Annotated in this window: 18 protein-coding genes; 10 read left to right on the top strand and 8 right to left on the bottom strand. The window is 59.1% G+C overall.

Annotation, left to right across the window (positions count from 1 at the left end; genetic code table 11):
- Nucleotides 1–10: 10 nt before the first annotated feature.
- Genes rplW through rpsJ form a run of 4 tightly spaced genes read right to left on the bottom strand, consistent with a single transcriptional unit; the run spans nt 11 to nt 1,948 of the window.
- On the bottom strand, nt 11–313 hold the full coding sequence (gene rplW / locus BJ985_RS10175) for a 50S ribosomal protein L23 (protein WP_023020550.1): 303 nt from the start codon (nt 311–313) through the stop codon (nt 11–13).
- Nucleotides 313–966 (bottom strand): 50S ribosomal protein L4, encoded by a 654-nt coding sequence (gene rplD, locus BJ985_RS10170; protein ID WP_005322847.1) that lies wholly within the window; start codon nt 964–966, stop codon nt 313–315. The genes rplW and rplD overlap by 1 nt, the downstream gene beginning before the upstream one ends.
- Nucleotides 963–1,619: a 50S ribosomal protein L3 gene (gene rplC, locus BJ985_RS10165; protein ID WP_005322848.1), complete on the bottom strand. Its 657-nt coding sequence runs from the start codon at nt 1,617–1,619 to the stop codon at nt 963–965. Before rplC ends, rplD begins: the two co-directional genes overlap by 4 nt.
- A gap of 23 nt (nt 1,620–1,642) precedes the next feature.
- Nucleotides 1,643–1,948, bottom strand: coding sequence for a 30S ribosomal protein S10 (gene rpsJ / locus BJ985_RS10160; protein ID WP_003848085.1), 306 nt, complete (start codon nt 1,946–1,948; stop codon nt 1,643–1,645).
- 719 nt (nt 1,949–2,667) lie between these two features.
- Here rpsJ and BJ985_RS10155 point away from each other — a divergent pair.
- The 6 genes from BJ985_RS10155 to amaP are packed head-to-tail and all read left to right on the top strand — an operon-like array spanning nt 2,668 to nt 5,789.
- A complete protein-coding gene (locus tag BJ985_RS10155) occupies nt 2,668–3,147 on the top strand; it encodes an Asp23/Gls24 family envelope stress response protein (protein WP_179387376.1) in 480 nt (159 codons plus the stop codon).
- 5 nt (nt 3,148–3,152) lie between these two features.
- Nucleotides 3,153–3,500, top strand: a complete 348-nt coding sequence (locus tag BJ985_RS10150) for a hypothetical protein (RefSeq protein ID WP_049378862.1) — start codon at nt 3,153–3,155, stop codon at nt 3,498–3,500.
- A 2-nt stretch (nt 3,501–3,502) separates the two neighbouring features.
- Nucleotides 3,503–3,697, top strand: a complete 195-nt coding sequence (locus BJ985_RS10145; RefSeq protein ID WP_005322852.1) for a hypothetical protein — start codon at nt 3,503–3,505, stop codon at nt 3,695–3,697.
- Complete coding sequence (locus BJ985_RS10140; RefSeq protein ID WP_179387375.1) at nt 3,697–4,662, top strand: Asp23/Gls24 family envelope stress response protein; 966 nt, start codon at nt 3,697–3,699, stop codon at nt 4,660–4,662. The genes BJ985_RS10145 and BJ985_RS10140 overlap by 1 nt, the downstream gene beginning before the upstream one ends.
- The gene (locus tag BJ985_RS10135) at nt 4,655–5,221 is read left to right on the top strand and encodes a DUF6286 domain-containing protein (RefSeq protein ID WP_150850532.1); all 567 of its coding nucleotides are present in this window, start codon (nt 4,655–4,657) and stop codon (nt 5,219–5,221) included. Before BJ985_RS10140 ends, BJ985_RS10135 begins: the two co-directional genes overlap by 8 nt.
- Entirely contained in the window at nt 5,214–5,789 is a 576-nt protein-coding gene (gene amaP, locus BJ985_RS10130; protein WP_150850533.1) for an alkaline shock response membrane anchor protein AmaP, read from the top strand. The genes BJ985_RS10135 and amaP overlap by 8 nt, the downstream gene beginning before the upstream one ends.
- On the opposite strand, the gene BJ985_RS10125 is transcribed toward amaP, so the two are convergent.
- On the bottom strand, nt 5,778–6,476 hold the full coding sequence (locus BJ985_RS10125; protein ID WP_179387374.1) for a hypothetical protein: 699 nt from the start codon (nt 6,474–6,476) through the stop codon (nt 5,778–5,780). The genes amaP and BJ985_RS10125 overlap by 12 nt on opposite strands.
- A 331-nt stretch (nt 6,477–6,807) precedes the next feature.
- Between BJ985_RS10125 and BJ985_RS10120 the strand changes: the two genes are divergently transcribed.
- The 4 genes from BJ985_RS10120 (at nt 6,808) to BJ985_RS10105 (ending at nt 12,491) form a co-directional block, all read left to right on the top strand.
- Nucleotides 6,808–7,791, top strand: a complete 984-nt coding sequence (locus tag BJ985_RS10120) for an ABC transporter permease (protein ID WP_179387373.1) — start codon at nt 6,808–6,810, stop codon at nt 7,789–7,791.
- Complete coding sequence (locus BJ985_RS10115) at nt 7,792–8,784, top strand: ABC transporter permease (protein ID WP_005322860.1); 993 nt, start codon at nt 7,792–7,794, stop codon at nt 8,782–8,784.
- Nucleotides 8,781–10,685, top strand: a complete 1,905-nt coding sequence (locus tag BJ985_RS10110; RefSeq protein ID WP_179387372.1) for a dipeptide ABC transporter ATP-binding protein — start codon at nt 8,781–8,783, stop codon at nt 10,683–10,685. Before BJ985_RS10115 ends, BJ985_RS10110 begins: the two co-directional genes overlap by 4 nt.
- A gap of 111 nt (nt 10,686–10,796) precedes the next feature.
- A complete protein-coding gene (locus tag BJ985_RS10105; protein ID WP_179387371.1) occupies nt 10,797–12,491 on the top strand; it encodes an ABC transporter family substrate-binding protein in 1,695 nt (564 codons plus the stop codon).
- A 221-nt stretch (nt 12,492–12,712) separates the two neighbouring features.
- Here the strand turns inward: BJ985_RS10105 and tuf are convergent, their stop codons facing one another.
- The 3 genes from tuf to rpsG form a co-directional block, all read right to left on the bottom strand.
- Nucleotides 12,713–13,903, bottom strand: a complete 1,191-nt coding sequence (gene tuf / locus BJ985_RS10100; protein ID WP_179387370.1) for an elongation factor Tu — start codon at nt 13,901–13,903, stop codon at nt 12,713–12,715.
- 392 nt (nt 13,904–14,295) lie between these two features.
- A complete protein-coding gene (fusA, locus tag BJ985_RS10095) occupies nt 14,296–16,425 on the bottom strand; it encodes an elongation factor G (protein WP_005322864.1) in 2,130 nt (709 codons plus the stop codon).
- Nucleotides 16,426–16,748: 323 nt separating this feature from the next.
- Nucleotides 16,749–17,216: a 30S ribosomal protein S7 gene (gene rpsG, locus BJ985_RS10090; protein ID WP_005322865.1), complete on the bottom strand. Its 468-nt coding sequence runs from the start codon at nt 17,214–17,216 to the stop codon at nt 16,749–16,751.
- Nucleotides 17,217–17,222: the final 6 nt, after the last annotated feature.

Genomic DNA, 17,222 nt, shown 5'->3' with positions numbered 1-17,222 from the left:
CCGGTGGCGCTTAAGCGCCGCCGCCGAAGACGTCGATGGAGTCGCTGCCTTCACGGAGCGTCACGTATGCACGCTTGGTGGACTTACGCTGGCCGTAACCGGTGCGGGTACGCTTACGCTTACCTGCACGGTTCACGGTGTTCACGGAGTCGACCTTCACGTCAAAGATCTGCTCTACGGCATCTTTAATCTGGGACTTGTTGGAGTCCGTGGAGACGTAGAACGTGTAGACGTTCTGCTCCATCAGACCGTAGGACTTCTCGGATACAACCGGGGCGATGATGATATCGCGTGGGTTAGAAATCTTAGCCATTAGTTCTCCTCCTTATCCGCGCCGGTTGCGCGGTTGATGAAGGTGTGTAGCGCCTCAACGGAGAACACAACGTCATCGGAGTAGAGAACGTCGTAGGTGTTGAGCTGGCCAGCGTCCAGGATCTGGACGTTAGGCAGGTTATTAGCGCTACGACGAGCATTGATGTCCTCGCGGCCGATGACCAGCAGCACATTCTTGCGCTCGGTCAGGGACTCGAGGAAGGCCTTGGCCGACTTGGTGGACGGCTTCTGGCCCGGTACGAGCTCTTCGATGACGTGGATGCGCTCGTTGCGAGCACGGTCGGACAGTGCACCGAAGAGAGCAGCCTTGATCATCTTCTTAGGGGTGCGCTGTGCGTAGTCGCGTGGCTGTGGGCCATGGACGGTGCCACCACCGGTGTAGTGCGGTGCGCGGATGGAGCCCTGGCGTGCACGGCCGGTGCCCTTCTGACGGAAAGGCTTGCGACCACCACCGCGGACGTCGCCGCGGGTCTTGGTTGCGTGGGTGCCCTGGCGTGCAGCAGCAAGCTGAGCGTTAACAACCTGGTGCATCAAAGCAATGGATGCCTCGGTGTCAAAGATTTCAGCTGGCAGGTCTACAGAGCCGTTGGTCTTACCCTCGGAAGTGTGGACGTCTAGCTTGAGGTTGCTCATGCGTGTGCACCGCCCTTCACTGCGGTCTTAACGGTGACGAGGCCGCCGCGCGCACCAGGGATAGCACCCTTGATGAGCAGCAGGTTGGACTCGGCATCGATTTTCTGAATCTTCAGGTTCTGGGTGGTCACGCGGTCGTGGCCCATACGGCCAGCCATGCGCTTGCCCTTGAAGACGCGGCCCGGGGTAGCAGCGCCGCCGATGCCGCCAACGCGGCGGTGAGCGGCCTGGTTACCGTGAGCTGCGCCCTGGCCTGCGAAGCCGTGGCGCTTCATGGCGCCGGCGTAGCCGTGGCCCTTGGTCTTGCCGGTGACGTCAACGAAGGTGATGCCCTCGAAGATGTCAACCTTGACCTCTTGGCCAACCTCGTATGCAGAGGTGTCGTCCATGCGGATTTCCGCAACGTGACGGCGCGGGGTTACGCCAGCCTTCTTGAAGTGTCCACCAACCGGCTTATTTGCCTTGCGTGGGTCGATTTCGCCAAAGGCGATCTGGATGGCGCTGTAGCCATCGGTTTCGGGGGTGCGAATCTGGGTGACAACGCATGGCCCTGCCTCGACGACGGTAACCGGCACAACGCGGTTGTCCTCGTCGAAGACCTGGGTCATGCCGAGCTTCTTGCCCAGAATGCCCTTGATCTCGTTTTCACTCATTATTTGTTCTCCACCAAAGTCGCTTACTGGATGTTCACGTCGACGCTTGCCGGAAGATCGATGCGCATAAGAGCATCAACGGTCTTCGGGGTTGGGTCGAGAATGTCGATCAGGCGCTTGTGAGTGCGCATCTCGAAGTGCTCGCGAGAGTCCTTGTACTTGTGCGGAGAACGAATAACTGCGTATACGTTCTTCTCGGTTGGGAGCGGCACTGGGCCAACTACACGAGCACCGGTACGGGTAACGGTCTCGACGATCTTCTTTGCAGAAGCGTCGATAGCCTCGTGGTCATAGGCCTTCAGCCGAATGCGGATTTTTTGTCCCGCCACGCTTATCCTCTTCCTCGCTTCCCCACTTTCACATTCCCGGCGTTTCCGGGGCGTGAAGCGGTGGGAAATTGCTTCTCGATTTCTCTATAACGTTGTCCGGGCTTGGGGCCTGACACAACGCCAGTGGTCTGACTGTCATGACGACCAAGAGTTGCGGTACATGGCAAGTGCCAGAACGCAGTGCTCTCGACGGGGTACAAGACCCGTAGTCAAAGTATTGTGAAGAGGACGGTTTTCACGCATTACACGTGGAGAGTGTCCAATTCGTCTACTGCCGCTGTTTATTTGCCATGCCCCTTCTCCGGTCCATCTTCTCGGGGTGTCACTGCTCTAACGCGGACCTAGCCCGATTGGATGACCTTCCAGTCAATGCTTCAGGTTTCCCTGAACCATGGCGACAACGAAGGTGTCATGTTCGCTTTACCAGCTCAGCGTCTCCCCGAGACTCACGCTTGGCGACGTCCGCCGCCATCACCGAATCTCGGTTCTCGCTGCCCTGTTAAAGCAACCTTTGTATTTAAGCATGTTGGGCTGCGGTTTTTCAAGCCGCGCATTAAACCGTGCCAAAAATCACGTTTTGGAAAATTTTGTTGGCTCACAGCCCACACTCGCTTGAGAAGTATCTAAGCTCGGAGGCAATGGCCTCGGACAATTTGTCCTGCCTAGATATCTAAATATCGCGTTCATGCATCACCCTACAAAGAAAGGCGCAATCGCCCATGTCTGAGAACAAGACTCCTGCACAAAACACCGACAACCAGGTTCCTGCTTCCGAGGAGCGCGAGGTCAATAACAACCTGTCGACCCAGTACGGCACCACCACCATCGATGATGTCGTGGTGTCCAAGATTGCCGGCATCGCTGCCCGCGAGGTTTCCGGCGTGGATTCCCTGGGTGGCGGCGGAGCCCGCATGATCGGCAATATCCGCGAGTCCTTCGGTGCTTCTGAGGACGTCCGCCAGGGTGTGGACGTTGAGGTTGCAGACGGCACCGCTCGCATCGAGATTGCCATCACCGCAGAGTACGGCGTAGCTATCCACGAGCTTGCCGAGGCCATCCGCCGCAACATCATGAATGCCGTTGAACGCATGACCGGCCTGAGCGTCGAGCGCGTCAACGTTGTTGTTCACGACGTAAAGCTGCCGAAGGATGAGTCCGAGGCGGAAGACCAGGCTGCTTTGAACCAGGGTCAGGCTTAAGCCCAATGCCTGAGCCCCGAGCACGTTTTGAGCTCGAGGTAAGCCATGCCCGCGCTATTGCGGAGGCAGTCCAGAAGGTACGCGGCGTCGCCGCGCTCGACGGCGGTTCGTTCGGTTCGGTGAGTTTGTACCTACCGGGCGAACGCATAGTCGGCATGCGTCGGCCCGACCCGCGCGATGATCGCCACCTGCAGATCAACATTCGCGTTGATATCAGCGCCGCGCCGGACCTTTATGCCTTGGCAGAAGATATTCGGTCCGCCGCCCGTGGGGCTTGTCCCGAACTGCAGCGCATTGACGTTGAGTTTTCTGACGCCGTAGATGGCTTATCCGCTGCTCCATCGAAGGAATAGATATGAAGAATTACACCACTTTGGGCATCATTTCCGGCCTTATTCTTGCCTTCTTCTTGTACCTAGGCTGGGGTCCTACCTTGCTCGCCGTACTCCTTGCCGCAATCGGCGGCATTGTGGGAGCACACTTTGATGGCCGTATCGATCTCACTTCTGTGTGGAATGGCCTCATTGGTAAGGAGAAAGGCCAAGGTTAATGACAGATAGTTCCACTCAGGGCCACACGCGTATCTCGCTGCGGACCATGGAACGCATCGTTACCGCCGCGATTGCTAGCGTGCCCGGCACCAAGGCTATAGAGGCCAAGCTAGCGGGCATCGGCGGCCGCGGTTTTCCACGGGTCTCGGTCCAGATGGACTCAGAGCGTGAGGTAGCGGCCGTTAACGCCACTATCGGCGTGGTATGGCCCTCGCCGGTTACTACGGTGGCGGAGCATACTCGTGCCGCCATCTCGGAGGCCATCGCGGCGCACACCGGTTATTCCACAACTCGCGTCAATGTCACCGTCGGCGGTTCCGTTCCGGGCGAGCGCGTGACTGCCGCAGAGGTGGAGCAGCGCCAGGTCGCTGCTGCCGTTGCGCCGCACACCAAGCCCTCGCCGGTATGGCAGCCGGTCACTGCAGAGTCGGTGAATGTACGCAGCATTGCCACACCGCAGGAGGCCCCGGTGCGCGGCATCGCTGCGCCGGCCACCGGCGTCGCAGTGCAGTCCGTGGATACCCCGCGCGAGACCGAGGTACGCAACATTTCCGCTGACCTTCCAGACCACCAGCTGCGTGAGATTTCGTCCCCGAACGACCACACGGTGCGGCCGATCAGAGAGCCCAAGCCGGTCCGCGTGCAGAGCGTGGCTGCGCCTCGCCCAGCCAGGTTGGCCCCTAGTGGGCAGGTTCGTCCACTGGCACGGAAGATTCAGGTAACAACTCCTCGTCCGCAGCCGCTGCGCGAGATTGAGATTCGCCACGAGTGGTCTCCGCGCCGTGTACAGGCTCCCAAGTCTGCTCCTGCGCGCACGGTAAAGGCCCCGCGGCCGCAACCGCTCAAGCGCATTGAGGTCACGCCGGCAAATCCTCGGCCGTTGCACGTGAATGCGCCGCGTCCCGAGCCGTTGCGCGCCATTTCCATTAACCCGTATCGCCCACAAGGAGGCAATAATGGCTGATCAGCACATGCCTGAACACTTTGGGCAGCAGCCGAAGGCTTCTCCGGCGGCGCGTACTTGGGCCGTAATCCTTGGGCTCCTACTGCTCGCCGCGGGCGTCGTCGGCGTGCGCGAGACGTGGCTGGTAGGGTCCGGCTCCGATGCCCAGTCCTGGGTACAGCCGGTACTTAATCTCATTGCTACTGAAGAGCTGCAGACCTGGATGATCTGGGCCGGCGTTGCCTCAATTGTCGTTGGCCTGATTTTCCTCTTCGCGGCAGTGAAGACGCGCCGCACCACGCACATGCAACTTGCCTCCGACACCGCCTCCATGTGGATGCGACCGGTGGATATCGCCCGCCTCTCGTCGGCTACTGCTCGCCGGGTTCCGGGCGTGGCCTCGGCGCAGACCTCCGCGGATAGCAAGAAGGCCAAGGTCACCGTCAATGGCGATACGGACGATGCGGAGCTACAAGGCCGGGTAGAGACGGCGGTAACGCGCTGCCTGGCTCATCTCAAGAACCCGCCGCAGGTCACCGTGGCTGTAGAGAAGATTCCGGAGTTGGATAACAATGTCTAGAAAACTTGCTACCTTTGACCGCATTCTGCTGGGCCTGCTGGGAATCATCCTCATCGCTTTGGGCGTGTGGCCCATCTTGATCCACTTCAACGTGGAATTTGCCAAATACTTAGCCCTGTGGGTGGACCACGATACGTGGAAGAGCTTGGCGGACAATGACTGGTGGGTGTGGGCGCTGGCCGGTGGCTCCGCACTGCTCCTTATTCTGGGGTTGTGGATTGTGGTGGCTAACCTGCGCCACCGCCGCTTTAATAACGTGGAGTCCGCTTCTTCCGATGACAAGGGCTCTATCACGACGTCGATGAACGCTATCGCCGGCGCCGTGGCCCAAGATTTGGATGGAGTCAAGGGCGTAGATCACGTAGAGCGCCTCGTGGCTTATGACCGCGCGCGGCCCACGCTGCAGTACACGGTGACGGCAAATCCGGACACTCCGGTGGAGCGCCTTACCGGTGCGGTTGAAACCAATGAGCGCGATTTCCGCGCAGCGTTTCCTGACGCCGATTTGGACACCATCTACAAGCTGCAGTTCAGCAAGGTAGGTCCGATGAAGGACCTATCCGAATAGCGGGTTCGGAGTCTCCGCCACCAAGACTTCCTGAACGGCCCCAAGGCGGGCCGACTCGCCGCCCCCGAGGATCACTTCCAGTTCCTCGCCGGGGCGGCATTTTTCTAGGCGCTGCCACGAGTAGTCCTGGCGAGTTACGCGGCGGTTTTCCTTAGCGAATAGGTGCAGCCCATGATCAAGCACACCGATGGCCGCTGCGAAGCGAAGGACGAAGACGAAATCACCCAAATCCTGCCGCTTCAGGCCATTAAGGTCTGGGCGCTCGGCACTCAACCGCATAAGGCTTGAGACCACGCCAAAGCGGTGTTCAAAGCCCTCGGTATCCCGAATAGTAAATGGGCGACCGGGGCCCGTGGGACGAATGGACTCATAGGCCCACACCACGGGCTGGGTATCGGGGCGGCGCACGATGATGCGGGTAGGGGTGGCGGTGATGCGGTAGGAGGGGGCGTCGGCAAGCACGAGCCATTCCCCTGCCGCAATGCGGCCGCCCTCCAAGGGAAGCAAGGGCGGATGCACGCCCGCCTGGCGCTCCAATTCCGCAACGAGTTCGGTGTCGGTGGCGCCCCATCCAATGCCTTGATTAGCCAGCATGGCAAAGAAAGTGGGAAGGCTAAGGTCGGGCTGGCCCTCCCAGGCGCGGCGGAGGGACTCAAGCGTGGGATCGATGCGGGTGGGGTCATCCATATCCGCCAAGATTACCCAGCACCCGCGCCGGCCAGACAGCCGGGGCCGAGAGGAAAATTTTCACCCCCGAGTTAATTTCATTCAATTAAATAAATACTATAAGTGTTCAACAATCTCGAGCCACATATCGCCTGCTCACAATGTATTTATTGCAGATTTTTCCACCCTAGCTACGTTCAGTAATACCTGTCGTATTATTGGGGATTTATGTCACGGGGTTAATTTGATTGTGTTCTGGATAACAGATTATTAGATTAGTCACATACAACGATTCGCTCGTTGGATACACCTTGCACCCCGTTTCCTGCTTAACCGCGCACGGAGAATCTCTATGACTAAATATCTGATCAAAAAGACCTTGGGCTGGTTACTCATGATCTTTTTGGCTACCAACCTCGCCTATCTCTTGGCGGCCAGCTTCCTGGACCCACGGTCCAACTACACCGGCCGCCGCCCACCGCTTTCACCGGAGGAAATCAATAGCCTCCTCGAACCCTATAACCTCAGCCCCGATACTCCGCTGATACAACGCTGGTGGACCTGGCTGACCAATATCCTCACCAAATGGGACTGGGGCCAATCCCCGGTGGGCGAAGTGGTGAATTCAGAAATTAGCTACCGCATCTGGGTTTCCGCGCAGCTACTCCTACTGTCCACCATTTTGTCCATTCTCATCGGCGTGGCAGTGGGCGTTTACACCGCTTCGCGCCAGTACAAGACCGGTGACCGCATCTGGCAGGGCATTTCCATCATCGCGATGAATACCCACGTGGTAGTGGCGTCCATCGCCGTGGTGTGGGGCGCACTGAAAATCAACGAGCTCAGCGGCAAGAAGATTTTCTATGTGGTCGGCTCCCATTCGCTGGACGTGGAAGGATTCTTTCCCAAGCTGGTGGACTCCGCACAGCACTTGATCCTTCCCACCATTTCATTGGTCTTCATTAGCTACGCCAGCTACCACATGACCCAGCGCACCTTGCTGCTGGATAACTTGGATGCGGACTATGTGCGCACCGCCCGCGCTAAGGGCTTGACCCGCCAACAGGCGATTCGCAAGCACGCACTGCGCACCTCCATCATCCCGGTGGCAACCTCGGTGGCCTTTTCCATCCCGGGTATCTTCACCGGTGCGGTGATGACCGAGCGCATCTTTGGCTGGAACGGCATGGGCCAGTACTTCATCGAGACCATTAGCAAGAACGACGTCAACGGTGCAGCTGCCGTCGCTGCCTTTGGCGCCGCCATGACGGCCATCTCCGCGGTATTGGCGGACCTGGTTGTCGTCGCGCTTGATCCACGAGTGAGGGTGAGTTAAATGACCCCATCTAAAGACCGCAACTATTTCAAGCAGGAACCGCGCGGGGAAATCACCGCACACAGCGAGGTCACTTCGGGAGACCCCTTCTCCCCCGCCGAGGCCGAGCAGGTAGCCACCCTGGAGCAGATGCCCCGTGGCACCTCGCGCTACAAGCTGTACCTGCGCCGCTTCTTCCGCAATAAGCTCGCCACCTTGGGCCTTATCATCCTGGCTTTCTTGGTCCTTGCGGCGCTTTTTGGCGGATTCTTTGCCAAATGGGACTACACCGAGCCGGACTTCCTTGCGCTATCGGAGCCGCCGAGCCCCGAGCACTGGTTTGGCACCAATGACACCGGCAATGACCTTTATGCCCAGACCATTCACGGTTTAGGCAGGTCCCTGACCATCGCCATCGTGGTATCCCTGGCCACCTTGGTCATCTCCGCGTTCATTGGATCCGCTGCAGCCTTGTGGGGAGGCATTGCCGAAAAGGCGGTGCTGGCCGTCATTCACTTCCTGCTGTCCATCCCTACCTTCCTGCTCATCGCACTGGTAGTCGCGGATTCCGGCGGCGATTGGAAGCTGCTTATCGTCGTGCTCATCCTCTTTGGCTGGATGTACCAGGCCCGCGTGATTTGGTCGCTGGCGCTTACGGTGCGCGAGCAAGACTACGTCCGCGCAGCGAGCTACATGGGCGTGTCCAAGCTGCGCACCATCGTGCGCCACGTCATTCCCAATATTGGTTCGCTGCTCATCATCCAGTTCGTCTTCGGCGTGGTGGGCACCGTGGGCTCCGAGACGGCCCTGTCCTTCCTGGGGTTGGGCGTCAAGCTTCCCGACGTCTCCCTCGGCACCCTCCTGCAGGGCGGCACCGCCGCCGTGCAATCCTCCCCGTGGCTGTTCTACTTCCCTGCCGCAACCCTGACCTTGCTCACCGTGTCCATGGCTTTCATTGGCGATGGCCTGCGCGATGCGCTCGACCCCAACTCGAATTCCGGAGGTAAAGCATGACCTCGCCCGTCTTATCCGTCAAAGACCTGCGCGTAAACTTCCCGTCCGAAGCCGGATCCGTCTCCGCGGTCCGTGGCGTGGATTTTGATCTCTACCCCGGCCGCACGCTCGGCATCGTGGGCGAATCCGGTTCCGGCAAATCCGTGACCTCCATGGCCATCATGGGGCTCCTGCCGGACTACGCGAAGATCACCGGGTCCGTAAAGTTCGACGGCCGCGAGCTGCTCGGTCTCAGCGACAAGCAGATGTCCGAGATCCGCGGCAACGGCATCGGCATGATCTTCCAGGATCCGCTCTCCGCGCTCACCCCGGTCTTCGATATTGGATCGCAGTTGGTGGAAGCAATTCAGGCCCATAGGGACGTCGGCAAGAAGCAGGCCCTCAAAGAGGCCACGGAGTTGCTCGATCTCGTGGGCATCCCCGATCCGCACCTGCGCCTGAAGTCTTTCCCGCACGAGTTCTCGGGCGGCATGCGCCAGCGCGTGGTAATTGCCATCGCAATCGCCAATAATCCGCGCGTACTCATCGCCGATGAGCCCACGACCGCGCTGGATGTGACCATTCAGGCGCAGATTCTGGAGGTCATTAAGCTCGCCCAGCGCGAAACCGGCGCCGCCACCATCATGATTACCCATGACATGGGCGTGGTGGCAGAAACGGCCGATGATGTCATGGTCATGTACGCCGGCCGACCCGTGGAGCGCGGCGATGTGGATACCATCTTCTCCCAACCCCGCATGCCCTATACCGTGGGCCTGCTCGGCTCTACGCCCCGCCCGGACGTGTCCGCAGAAGAGCCGCTCACACCCATCGTGGGCAGCCCGCCGGTGCTGGTGGACCTCAAGCAGCGCTGCCAGTTTGCCCCGCGCTGCCCCGTGGCGCAGCCCGCCTGCTCCGATGGTGAGCCGCCGCTTATCCCGCTTGACGACGCCCCCACACACCAGAGTGCCTGCCTGCGCGCGCCCGAGATCCACGACCGCAAAATCGGCGGCGAGCTCATGTTCAAGCCCCCGCAGCTCGCGGAGGACGTCATGGCCGGTATCCCCCGCGAGGAGCGTCCCACCACCTTGGAGGTCACGGACCTGCGCAAGGAATTCCCACTTACCAAGGGCGCGCTGGTCAAGCGCCGCGTGGGCACGGTCAAGGCAGTGGACGGCCTTACTTTTGATATTCGCAAGGGCGAATGCATGGCCATCGTGGGCGAATCCGGCTGCGGCAAGACCACCACCCTGCTAGAAATCATGGACTTAAAGCCCGAAAATGGCGCAGTCGTGCTCAACGGGAAGGACGCGGCCGGGATGAGCAATTCCGAGCGCCGCGAGGCCCGCAAGGACATTCAAATTGTCTTCCAGGACCCGATGAGCTCCCTCAACCCGCGCCTGACCGTGCGCGAGGTCATCGCCGAACCACTCAACTCCCTAGGCTATGACGGCGACGTGGATGCCCGCGTGAACGAGCTCATGGGACTCGTGGGCCTTGATTCCTCCCAGCTGGATCGCTTCCCCAGCCACTTTTCCGGCGGACAGCGCCAGCGCATCGGCCTCGCCCGCGCGCTGGCCACCAACCCCTCGGTCTTAGTGCTGGATGAGCCCGTCTCCGCACTCGACGTCTCCATCCAGGCCGGCGTCATCAACCTCTTGGAGGACCTCAAGCGAAAGCTGGGCCTGTCCTACCTTTTCGTCGCCCATGACCTGTCCGTGGTGCGCCACCTTTCAGACCGGGTGGCCGTCATGTACAAGGGGCAGTTTGTGGAGTCTGGGCCAACCGATGAGATCTTCGAGAACCCTCAAGCGGACTACACCAAGAAGCTCCTGGATGCCATTCCGATTCCGGATCCGGAGGCTGCCCGCAGGCGACGCAAGCCCGGCCCGGCACAAGCCTCACCAATTTCCCAAAAGTGACACACCACACAGCGCGCGTTATATATAGTTAACCTCACACCTGAAGTGCTGTGGCAGCTTACCCCGCTACCGCAACCTTCACCTTCCTCTCACTCAAGGAGAAACCCCACCATGAAAAAGTTCACTCGCTTCCGGATTGCTACCGTAGCTACCCTCTCCGCCGCAGCCCTCGCCCTCACCGGCTGCGCCGCCAACTCGGACGGCGACTCCACCAAGGCAGTCGGCGGCCTCGACATCGAGGTTAATCCGGCTGGCGACTACAACGAAAAGTCCCGCGACGAACTCAAGGACGACGGCGAACTCACCCTCGCTCTCGATGAACTCACTGAGCAGCAAAACATGTTCCACGCCAACATGACCGCCGATACCCGCACGGTATGGGGTTGGTACAACCCACAGCTGGCGCTTTACGACGGCGAGGGAAACTACACCCCAAACCCCGACTACATCGACGAGGCCAAAGAAGACAAGAAGGGCAAGAACACCGTCGTCACCTTCAAGGTCAACAAGGATGCTACCTTCAACGATGGCACGCCTATTGACTGGAAGGCCTTTGAGAATACCTGGCGCTTTAACAACGGCAAGGACGAGGACGTCCAGGTAAACTCCACCGACGGCTACGAGCGCATCACCTCCGTGGAAAAGGGAGCTACCGACAAGGACGTCGTTGTCACTTTCGACGGCCCCTACCCGTGGTGGCAGGGTCTCTTCAATCAACTGCTCCACCCCGCTATTGATAGCCCAGAGAAGTTTGACAAGGCCTACCTGGGCAAGCTGAACCCGCAATACGGCGCTGGCCCATTCAAGGTCGACAACGTGGACTTCAAGGGGGGCACCCTCAGCCTCGTGCCCAACGAAAAGTGGTGGGGCGATAAGCCAAAGATGAAGAAGGTAAGCTTCCGCGTCATGGAATCCCAGGCCACCATCAACGCCTTCCAAGCCGGCGAAATCGACGCCGCCGGTGTGGCCGATAAGAACAGCCTCACCATTGCCGGCGAGATGGGCGATGACATCGACATCCGTGCCGCACTGCGCCCCGCCAACGTCATCTTCACCCTCAATTCCAAGGCACCACAGCTCAAGGACGAGGATGTACGCCACGCTGTCTTCTCCGCCATCGACCGCGATCAGCTGGCCGAAATCCGCTATAACGGCCTAGGCTACGAAGAGGAAATGCCAGGATCCCTTACCCTCTACTCCACCCAGGAGGGCTACAAGGACAATATCAAGGACGTCATCAAGTTCGATCCTGAGGAGTCCAAGAAGCTGCTAGAGGACGCCGGCTATCAGCAAGCCGATGATGGTATCTACGCTAAGGACGGCGAGAAGCTCTCCCTGCGCTACATCCTCATCGGCGACGATGAAGTGTCGAAGTCCCTCGCCGCAGCGGTGCAAAAGATGCTCAAGGACGTCGGCGTTGACCTCAAGATTGAAGAGCGCCCGTCGTCCGAGTTCTCCAAGGTAACCTCGGAGCGAGATTTCGACCTCTTCCTTTCCGCGTTTGCCTCCTCTGACCCGTTTGGCGTCGCCTACTTTGGTCAGACCTACGCCAGCGATTCCACACTGAACATGTCGAGCACCGGCACCAAGGAATTCGATAAGAAGATTGAGGAGCTGCAGAACCTGCCAACCAAGGACGAGCAGATTGACCGCGTCAATGAACTCGAGTCGGAGGCCTTTGGCCGCTACGGAATCCTCCCCTTTGCTAACGGCCCTCAGATGGTCGGCGTGAAGAAGGGCCTGGCCAACTATGGCGCCAACGGCTTCGCCATCCTCCCCAAGGAAGATATCGGCTGGGAGAAGTAAAAGCACTAAAACCCTCTAGCGCGATGCCCTAAAGCCTCCCGCGGCATACCGAACAGACGATGCCGCGGGAGGCTTCATTTTGCCCGTAAAGTCCAAGCATAGGGCATCAACTACAAGCGGTTGCTCCGCGCGCAGCTTTGTGACCAGAGATCAAAAAATCCGCCCCACCCGAAGGTGGAGCGGACTCTTTAAAGCTCTACTGAGCGGTTACGGGGTGTCGATTACTCGACAACCTTGGTAACGCGGCCAGCGCCGACGGTGCGGGAGCCCTCGCGGATAGCGAAGCGCAGGCCCTCGTCCATAGCGACCGGCTGGATGAGCTCAACGGACATCTCAACGTTGTCGCCAGGCATAACCATCTCGGTGCCCTCTGGCAGGTGAACAACACCGGTAACGTCCGTGGTACGGAAGTAGAACTGCGGACGGTAGTTGTTCATGAACGGGGTGTGGCGGCCGCCCTCTTCCTTCTTCAGGACGTAGACGGAACCCTCGAACTTGGTGTGCGGGGTGTAAGCGCCCGGCTTGATAACAACCTGGCCACGCTCAACGTCCTCACGCTTGGTACCACGCAGAAGCAGACCACAGTTGTCGCCAGCCTCGGTGTAGTCCATCATCTTGCGGAACATCTCGATACCGGTAACGGTGGTGGTCTGGGACTTCTCCTGGATACCGATGATCTCAACGTCCTCGTTGACGTTCAGACGGCCACGCTCAACACGGCCGGTAACAACGGTACCGCGGCCGGTAATGGTGAAGATGTCCTCGATAGGCATCAGGAACGGCTGGTCGGTAGCGCGCTCCGGATCCGGAATAGCGTTGTCGCAAGCTTCCATCAGGTCAACGACGGACTGTACCCACTTGTCGTCGCCCTCGAGGGCCTTCAGAGCGGAGATGTGAACGATAGGAGCTTCCTCATCGTAGTCCTGCTCTGCGAGCAGCTCACGGATCTCCATCTCAACGAGCTCGATGATTTCCTCATCATCAACCATGTCGCACTTGTTCAGTGCAACGAGGATGTAAGGAACGCCAACCTGGCGAGCGAGCAGAACGTGCTCGCGGGTCTGCGGCATCGGGCCATCGGTTGCAGCAACAACCAGGATAGCGCCGTCCATCTGAGCAGCGCCGGTAATCATGTTCTTGATGTAGTCGGCGTGGCCCGGAGCGTCAACGTGTGCGTAGTGGCGCTTCGGGGTGGAGTACTCAACGTGGGAGATGTTGATGGTAATACCGCGCTCCTTCTCCTCAGGAGCCTTGTCGATCATGTCGAACGCGAATGCCTCGTTCTCCTCAGGGTACTGGTCAGCCAGAACCTTGGTGATCGCTGCGGTGGTGGTGGTCTTGCCGTGGTCGACGTGTCCGATGGTGCCGATGTTCACATGCGGCTTCGTACGCTCGAACTTCTCCTTTGCCACTGTATGTCCTCCTGGACTATATGGTGGCTACGACCTTCGCAGCCACGTGGTTGACAGTTGTCATTGGCACCCGACCCACAGTATGTGGGGCAAAGCGCTAATGACGCTTTCTTTACGTGCCAGTTACACGATCCTAGATTTATGTCGCGGTTTTTTCAAACCGCCGTTATAGGAGGTAACCCCGCGAAAAATCGCGGCCATTTCCCTCGACAAGAATCTTTTGAAAAGGATCCTGGGAGGGTAACGGCCGGCTCAACTCACAACTTAGAAGCCTAAGCTGCAAACTCAGCCCGCCGCTACCCTGGCCCAGTCGTCCCGCCCCGCGGCGGGTCTGGCATCTACTGGCGAAGAGTACCAGCCCGACTAAACCGCGGAGGAGACGGGGCTAGCGCTTAGTTAGCGCCGCCGGTGCGCTCCTCGATGATCTCCTGTGCCACGGAGGAAGGAACCTCTGCGTAGGAATCGAAGACCATGGTGAAGTTTGCGCGGCCTGCGGTGGAAGAACGCAGGTCACCGATGTAACCGAACATCTCGGACAGCGGCACCTTAGCCTTAACAACCTTCGCACCGGAGCGGTCTTCCATAGCGAAGACCTGGCCACGGCGGGAGGAGATGTCACCGTTAACGGTACCCATGTACTCCTCAGGGGTAACAACCTCAACGGCCATCATCGGCTCGAGCAGAACCGGCTTAGCCTTGGCCATTGCTTCCTTGAAGACCTGGGAGCCGGCCAGCTTGAAGGCCATCTCGGAGGAGTCGACGTCGTGGTAAGCGCCGTCTTCCAGGGTGGCCTTGATGTTGACCATCGGGAAGCCTGCCAGGTAGCCGTACTGCATAGCGTCCTGGATACCTGCGTCAACGGACGGGATGTATTCCTTCGGAACGCGGCCACCGGTAACAGCATTGTCGAATGCGTAGGTTGCGGACTCGCCCTCTTCCAGGGTCTCCGGGTCCGGGTTGTACGGCTCGATGGTGCAGATAACCTTTGCGAACTGGCCGGAACCACCGGTCTGCTTCTTGTGGGTGTATTCCATGGACTCAACCTTCTTGCGGATGGTCTCACGGTAGGCAACCTGCGGGTTACCGATGTTTGCCTCGACCTTGAACTCGCGCTTCATGCGGTCAACCAGAACGTCAAGGTGGAGCTCGCCCATGCCGCCGATAACGGTCTGGCCGGTCTCTTCATCCAGCTCAACGGTGAAGGTTGGGTCCTCAGCCGCCAGCTTCTGGATAGCGGTACCCAGCTTCTCCTGGTCAGCCTTGGTCTTCGGCTCGATGGAAACCTTGATAACCGGATCCGGGAAGTCCATAGACTCCAGAATGATCTGGTCGTCCTTGTCACACAGGGTGTCACCGGTGGTGGTCTCCTTCAGACCGATAACAGCGTAGATGTTACCGGCATCTGCCTGCTCAACAGGGTTTTCCTTGTTGGCGTGCATCTGGAAGAGCTTACCGATGCGCTCCTTCTTGCCCTTGGTGGAGTTCATAACCTCGGTACCCGGGGTGACCTGGCCGGAGTAAACGCGGGTGAAGGTCAGCTGACCGAAGAATGGGTGAGCAGCAATCTTGAATGCCAGTGCGGAGAACGGGGACTCAACGGAAGGCTTACGGGTAAGCTCCTTCTCCTCGTTTCCTACCTCGTGGCCGATAACCTCGCCGACGTCCAGCGGGCTTGGCAGGAAGTCAACCACAGCGTCCAGCAGTGGCTGCACGCCCTTGTTGCGGTAAGCGGTACCGCAGTAAACCGGGTAAACCTCGGAGTTGATGGTGAGCTTGCGGATGCCGGCCTTAAGCTCGTCAATGGTCAGCTCCTCGCCGCCGAAGTACTTCTCCATGAGCTCTTCGTCGGACTCAGCAACGGTCTCAACCAGCTTCTCGCGGTACTCAGCCGCCTTGTCCTTGAGGTCTTCTGGGATTTCCTCGTAGGTAGGCTCAGCACCGGTCTCAACCTTGCCGCGCCAGGTGATTGCCTGCATGTTCAGCAGGTCGACAACGCCGTCGAAGTCATCCTCAGCGCCGATAGGCAGCTGCATAACCAATGGCTTGGCGCCCAGGCGGTCGATGATGGTCTGAACGGTGAAGTAGAAGTCAGCGCCCAGCTTGTCCATCTTGTTAACAAAGCAGATACGCGGAACGTCGTACTTAGCTGCCTGACGCCACACCTGCTCGGACTGCGGCTCAACGCCTTCCTTACCGTCGAAGACGGCGACGGCGCCATCGAGAACACGGAGGGAACGCTCAACCTCAACGGTGAAGTCAACGTGACCCGGGGTGTCGATGATGTTGATCTGGTTGTTATTCCAGAAGCAGGTCACGGCAGCGGAGGTAATGGTGATGCCGCGTTCCTTCTCCTGCTCCATCCAGTCAGTGGTGGAAGCACCGTCGTGGGTCTCGCCCACCTTACGGTTGATACCGGTGTAGAAGAGAATACGCTCGGTGGTCGTCGTCTTACCAGCATCGATGTGGGCCATGATGCCGATGTTGCGGACCTTGTTCAGGTCCTTAAGCACTTCTTGTGCCACGTTTATACCCCAACTTAATAGTCGTCGACGCCGTGACCAGGTTTCTGGCTATGACGCCTGCATGGATAAGGTCATGTAAATTTTTGCCACTATTTGGCCGTCCTCGGAGCAGCCTGCCCCTAGACTTCCATCGCTTCAGTGTACTGGACACTCCACGATGCCGCTGGACTGGGCAGGTATACCGCCCAGAGATCACACCCATTAGGGCAAAAAATGACCCAAGCAAGAGATATGGAGTTTTGTGTTGCCGCGGCAGGAAAACTGCCGGCAGCCAGCGCGAAACTTGTTTCTCGTTGCTTGGGCCATTGATGTGGGTGCTGAAATTACCAGCGGTAGTGGGCGAAGGCGCGGTTAGCCTCTGCCATCTTGTGAGTATCCTCACGACGCTTAACGGAAGCGCCGAGGCCGTTGGAGGCATCCAGGATCTCATTTGCGAGACGCTCGATCATGGAGTTCTCGCGACGCTGGCGGGTGAAGGTCACCATCCAGCGCAGTGCCAGGGTGTTAGCGCGGTCAGGGCGAACCTCAACCGGCACCTGGTAGGTAGCGCCACCGACACGGCGGGAGCGAACCTCGAGGTCTGGGCGGATGTTGCCCAGTGCCTTCTCCAGGGTGCCAACCGGATCGGTACCGGTCTTCTCACGGCAAGCCTCGAGAGCGCCGTAGACGATGCGCTCTGCGGTGGACTTCTTGCCGTCCTGGAGGATCTTGTTGACGAGCATGGTTACCTGCTCGGAGTTGTATACCGGGTCCTTGACTACAGGACGCTTCGGAGCAGCATTCTTACGCATTGTTTA

The sequence above is a fragment of the Corynebacterium tuberculostearicum genome, from assembly GCF_013408445.1.
Classification (GTDB): Bacteria; Actinomycetota; Actinomycetes; order Mycobacteriales; family Mycobacteriaceae; genus Corynebacterium; species Corynebacterium tuberculostearicum.
The sequence above is the reverse complement of the archived record's forward strand: the minus strand, read 5'-3'. Positions and strand labels throughout refer to the sequence as shown.

What these genes read in the sequence shown, in the direction of transcription:
- rplW (WP_023020550.1), bottom strand. Translation starts at nt 313, where the DNA reads ATGGCTAAGATTTCTAACCCACGCGATATCATCATCGCCCCGGTTGTA.
- rplD (WP_005322847.1), bottom strand. Translation starts at nt 966, where the DNA reads ATGAGCAACCTCAAGCTAGACGTCCACACTTCCGAGGGTAAGACCAAC.
- rplC (WP_005322848.1), bottom strand. Translation starts at nt 1,619, where the DNA reads ATGAGTGAAAACGAGATCAAGGGCATTCTGGGCAAGAAGCTCGGCATG.
- BJ985_RS10155 (WP_179387376.1), top strand. Translation starts at nt 2,668, where the DNA reads ATGTCTGAGAACAAGACTCCTGCACAAAACACCGACAACCAGGTTCCT.
- BJ985_RS10150 (WP_049378862.1), top strand. Translation starts at nt 3,153, where the DNA reads ATGCCTGAGCCCCGAGCACGTTTTGAGCTCGAGGTAAGCCATGCCCGC.
- BJ985_RS10145 (WP_005322852.1), top strand. Translation starts at nt 3,503, where the DNA reads ATGAAGAATTACACCACTTTGGGCATCATTTCCGGCCTTATTCTTGCC.
- BJ985_RS10140 (WP_179387375.1), top strand. Translation starts at nt 3,697, where the DNA reads ATGACAGATAGTTCCACTCAGGGCCACACGCGTATCTCGCTGCGGACC.
- BJ985_RS10135 (WP_150850532.1), top strand. Translation starts at nt 4,655, where the DNA reads ATGGCTGATCAGCACATGCCTGAACACTTTGGGCAGCAGCCGAAGGCT.
- amaP (WP_150850533.1), top strand. Translation starts at nt 5,214, where the DNA reads ATGTCTAGAAAACTTGCTACCTTTGACCGCATTCTGCTGGGCCTGCTG.
- BJ985_RS10125 (WP_179387374.1), bottom strand. Translation starts at nt 6,476, where the DNA reads ATGGATGACCCCACCCGCATCGATCCCACGCTTGAGTCCCTCCGCCGC.
- BJ985_RS10120 (WP_179387373.1), top strand. Translation starts at nt 6,808, where the DNA reads ATGACTAAATATCTGATCAAAAAGACCTTGGGCTGGTTACTCATGATC.
- BJ985_RS10115 (WP_005322860.1), top strand. Translation starts at nt 7,792, where the DNA reads ATGACCCCATCTAAAGACCGCAACTATTTCAAGCAGGAACCGCGCGGG.
- BJ985_RS10110 (WP_179387372.1), top strand. Translation starts at nt 8,781, where the DNA reads ATGACCTCGCCCGTCTTATCCGTCAAAGACCTGCGCGTAAACTTCCCG.
- BJ985_RS10105 (WP_179387371.1), top strand. Translation starts at nt 10,797, where the DNA reads ATGAAAAAGTTCACTCGCTTCCGGATTGCTACCGTAGCTACCCTCTCC.
- rpsG (WP_005322865.1), bottom strand. Translation starts at nt 17,216, where the DNA reads ATGCGTAAGAATGCTGCTCCGAAGCGTCCTGTAGTCAAGGACCCGGTA.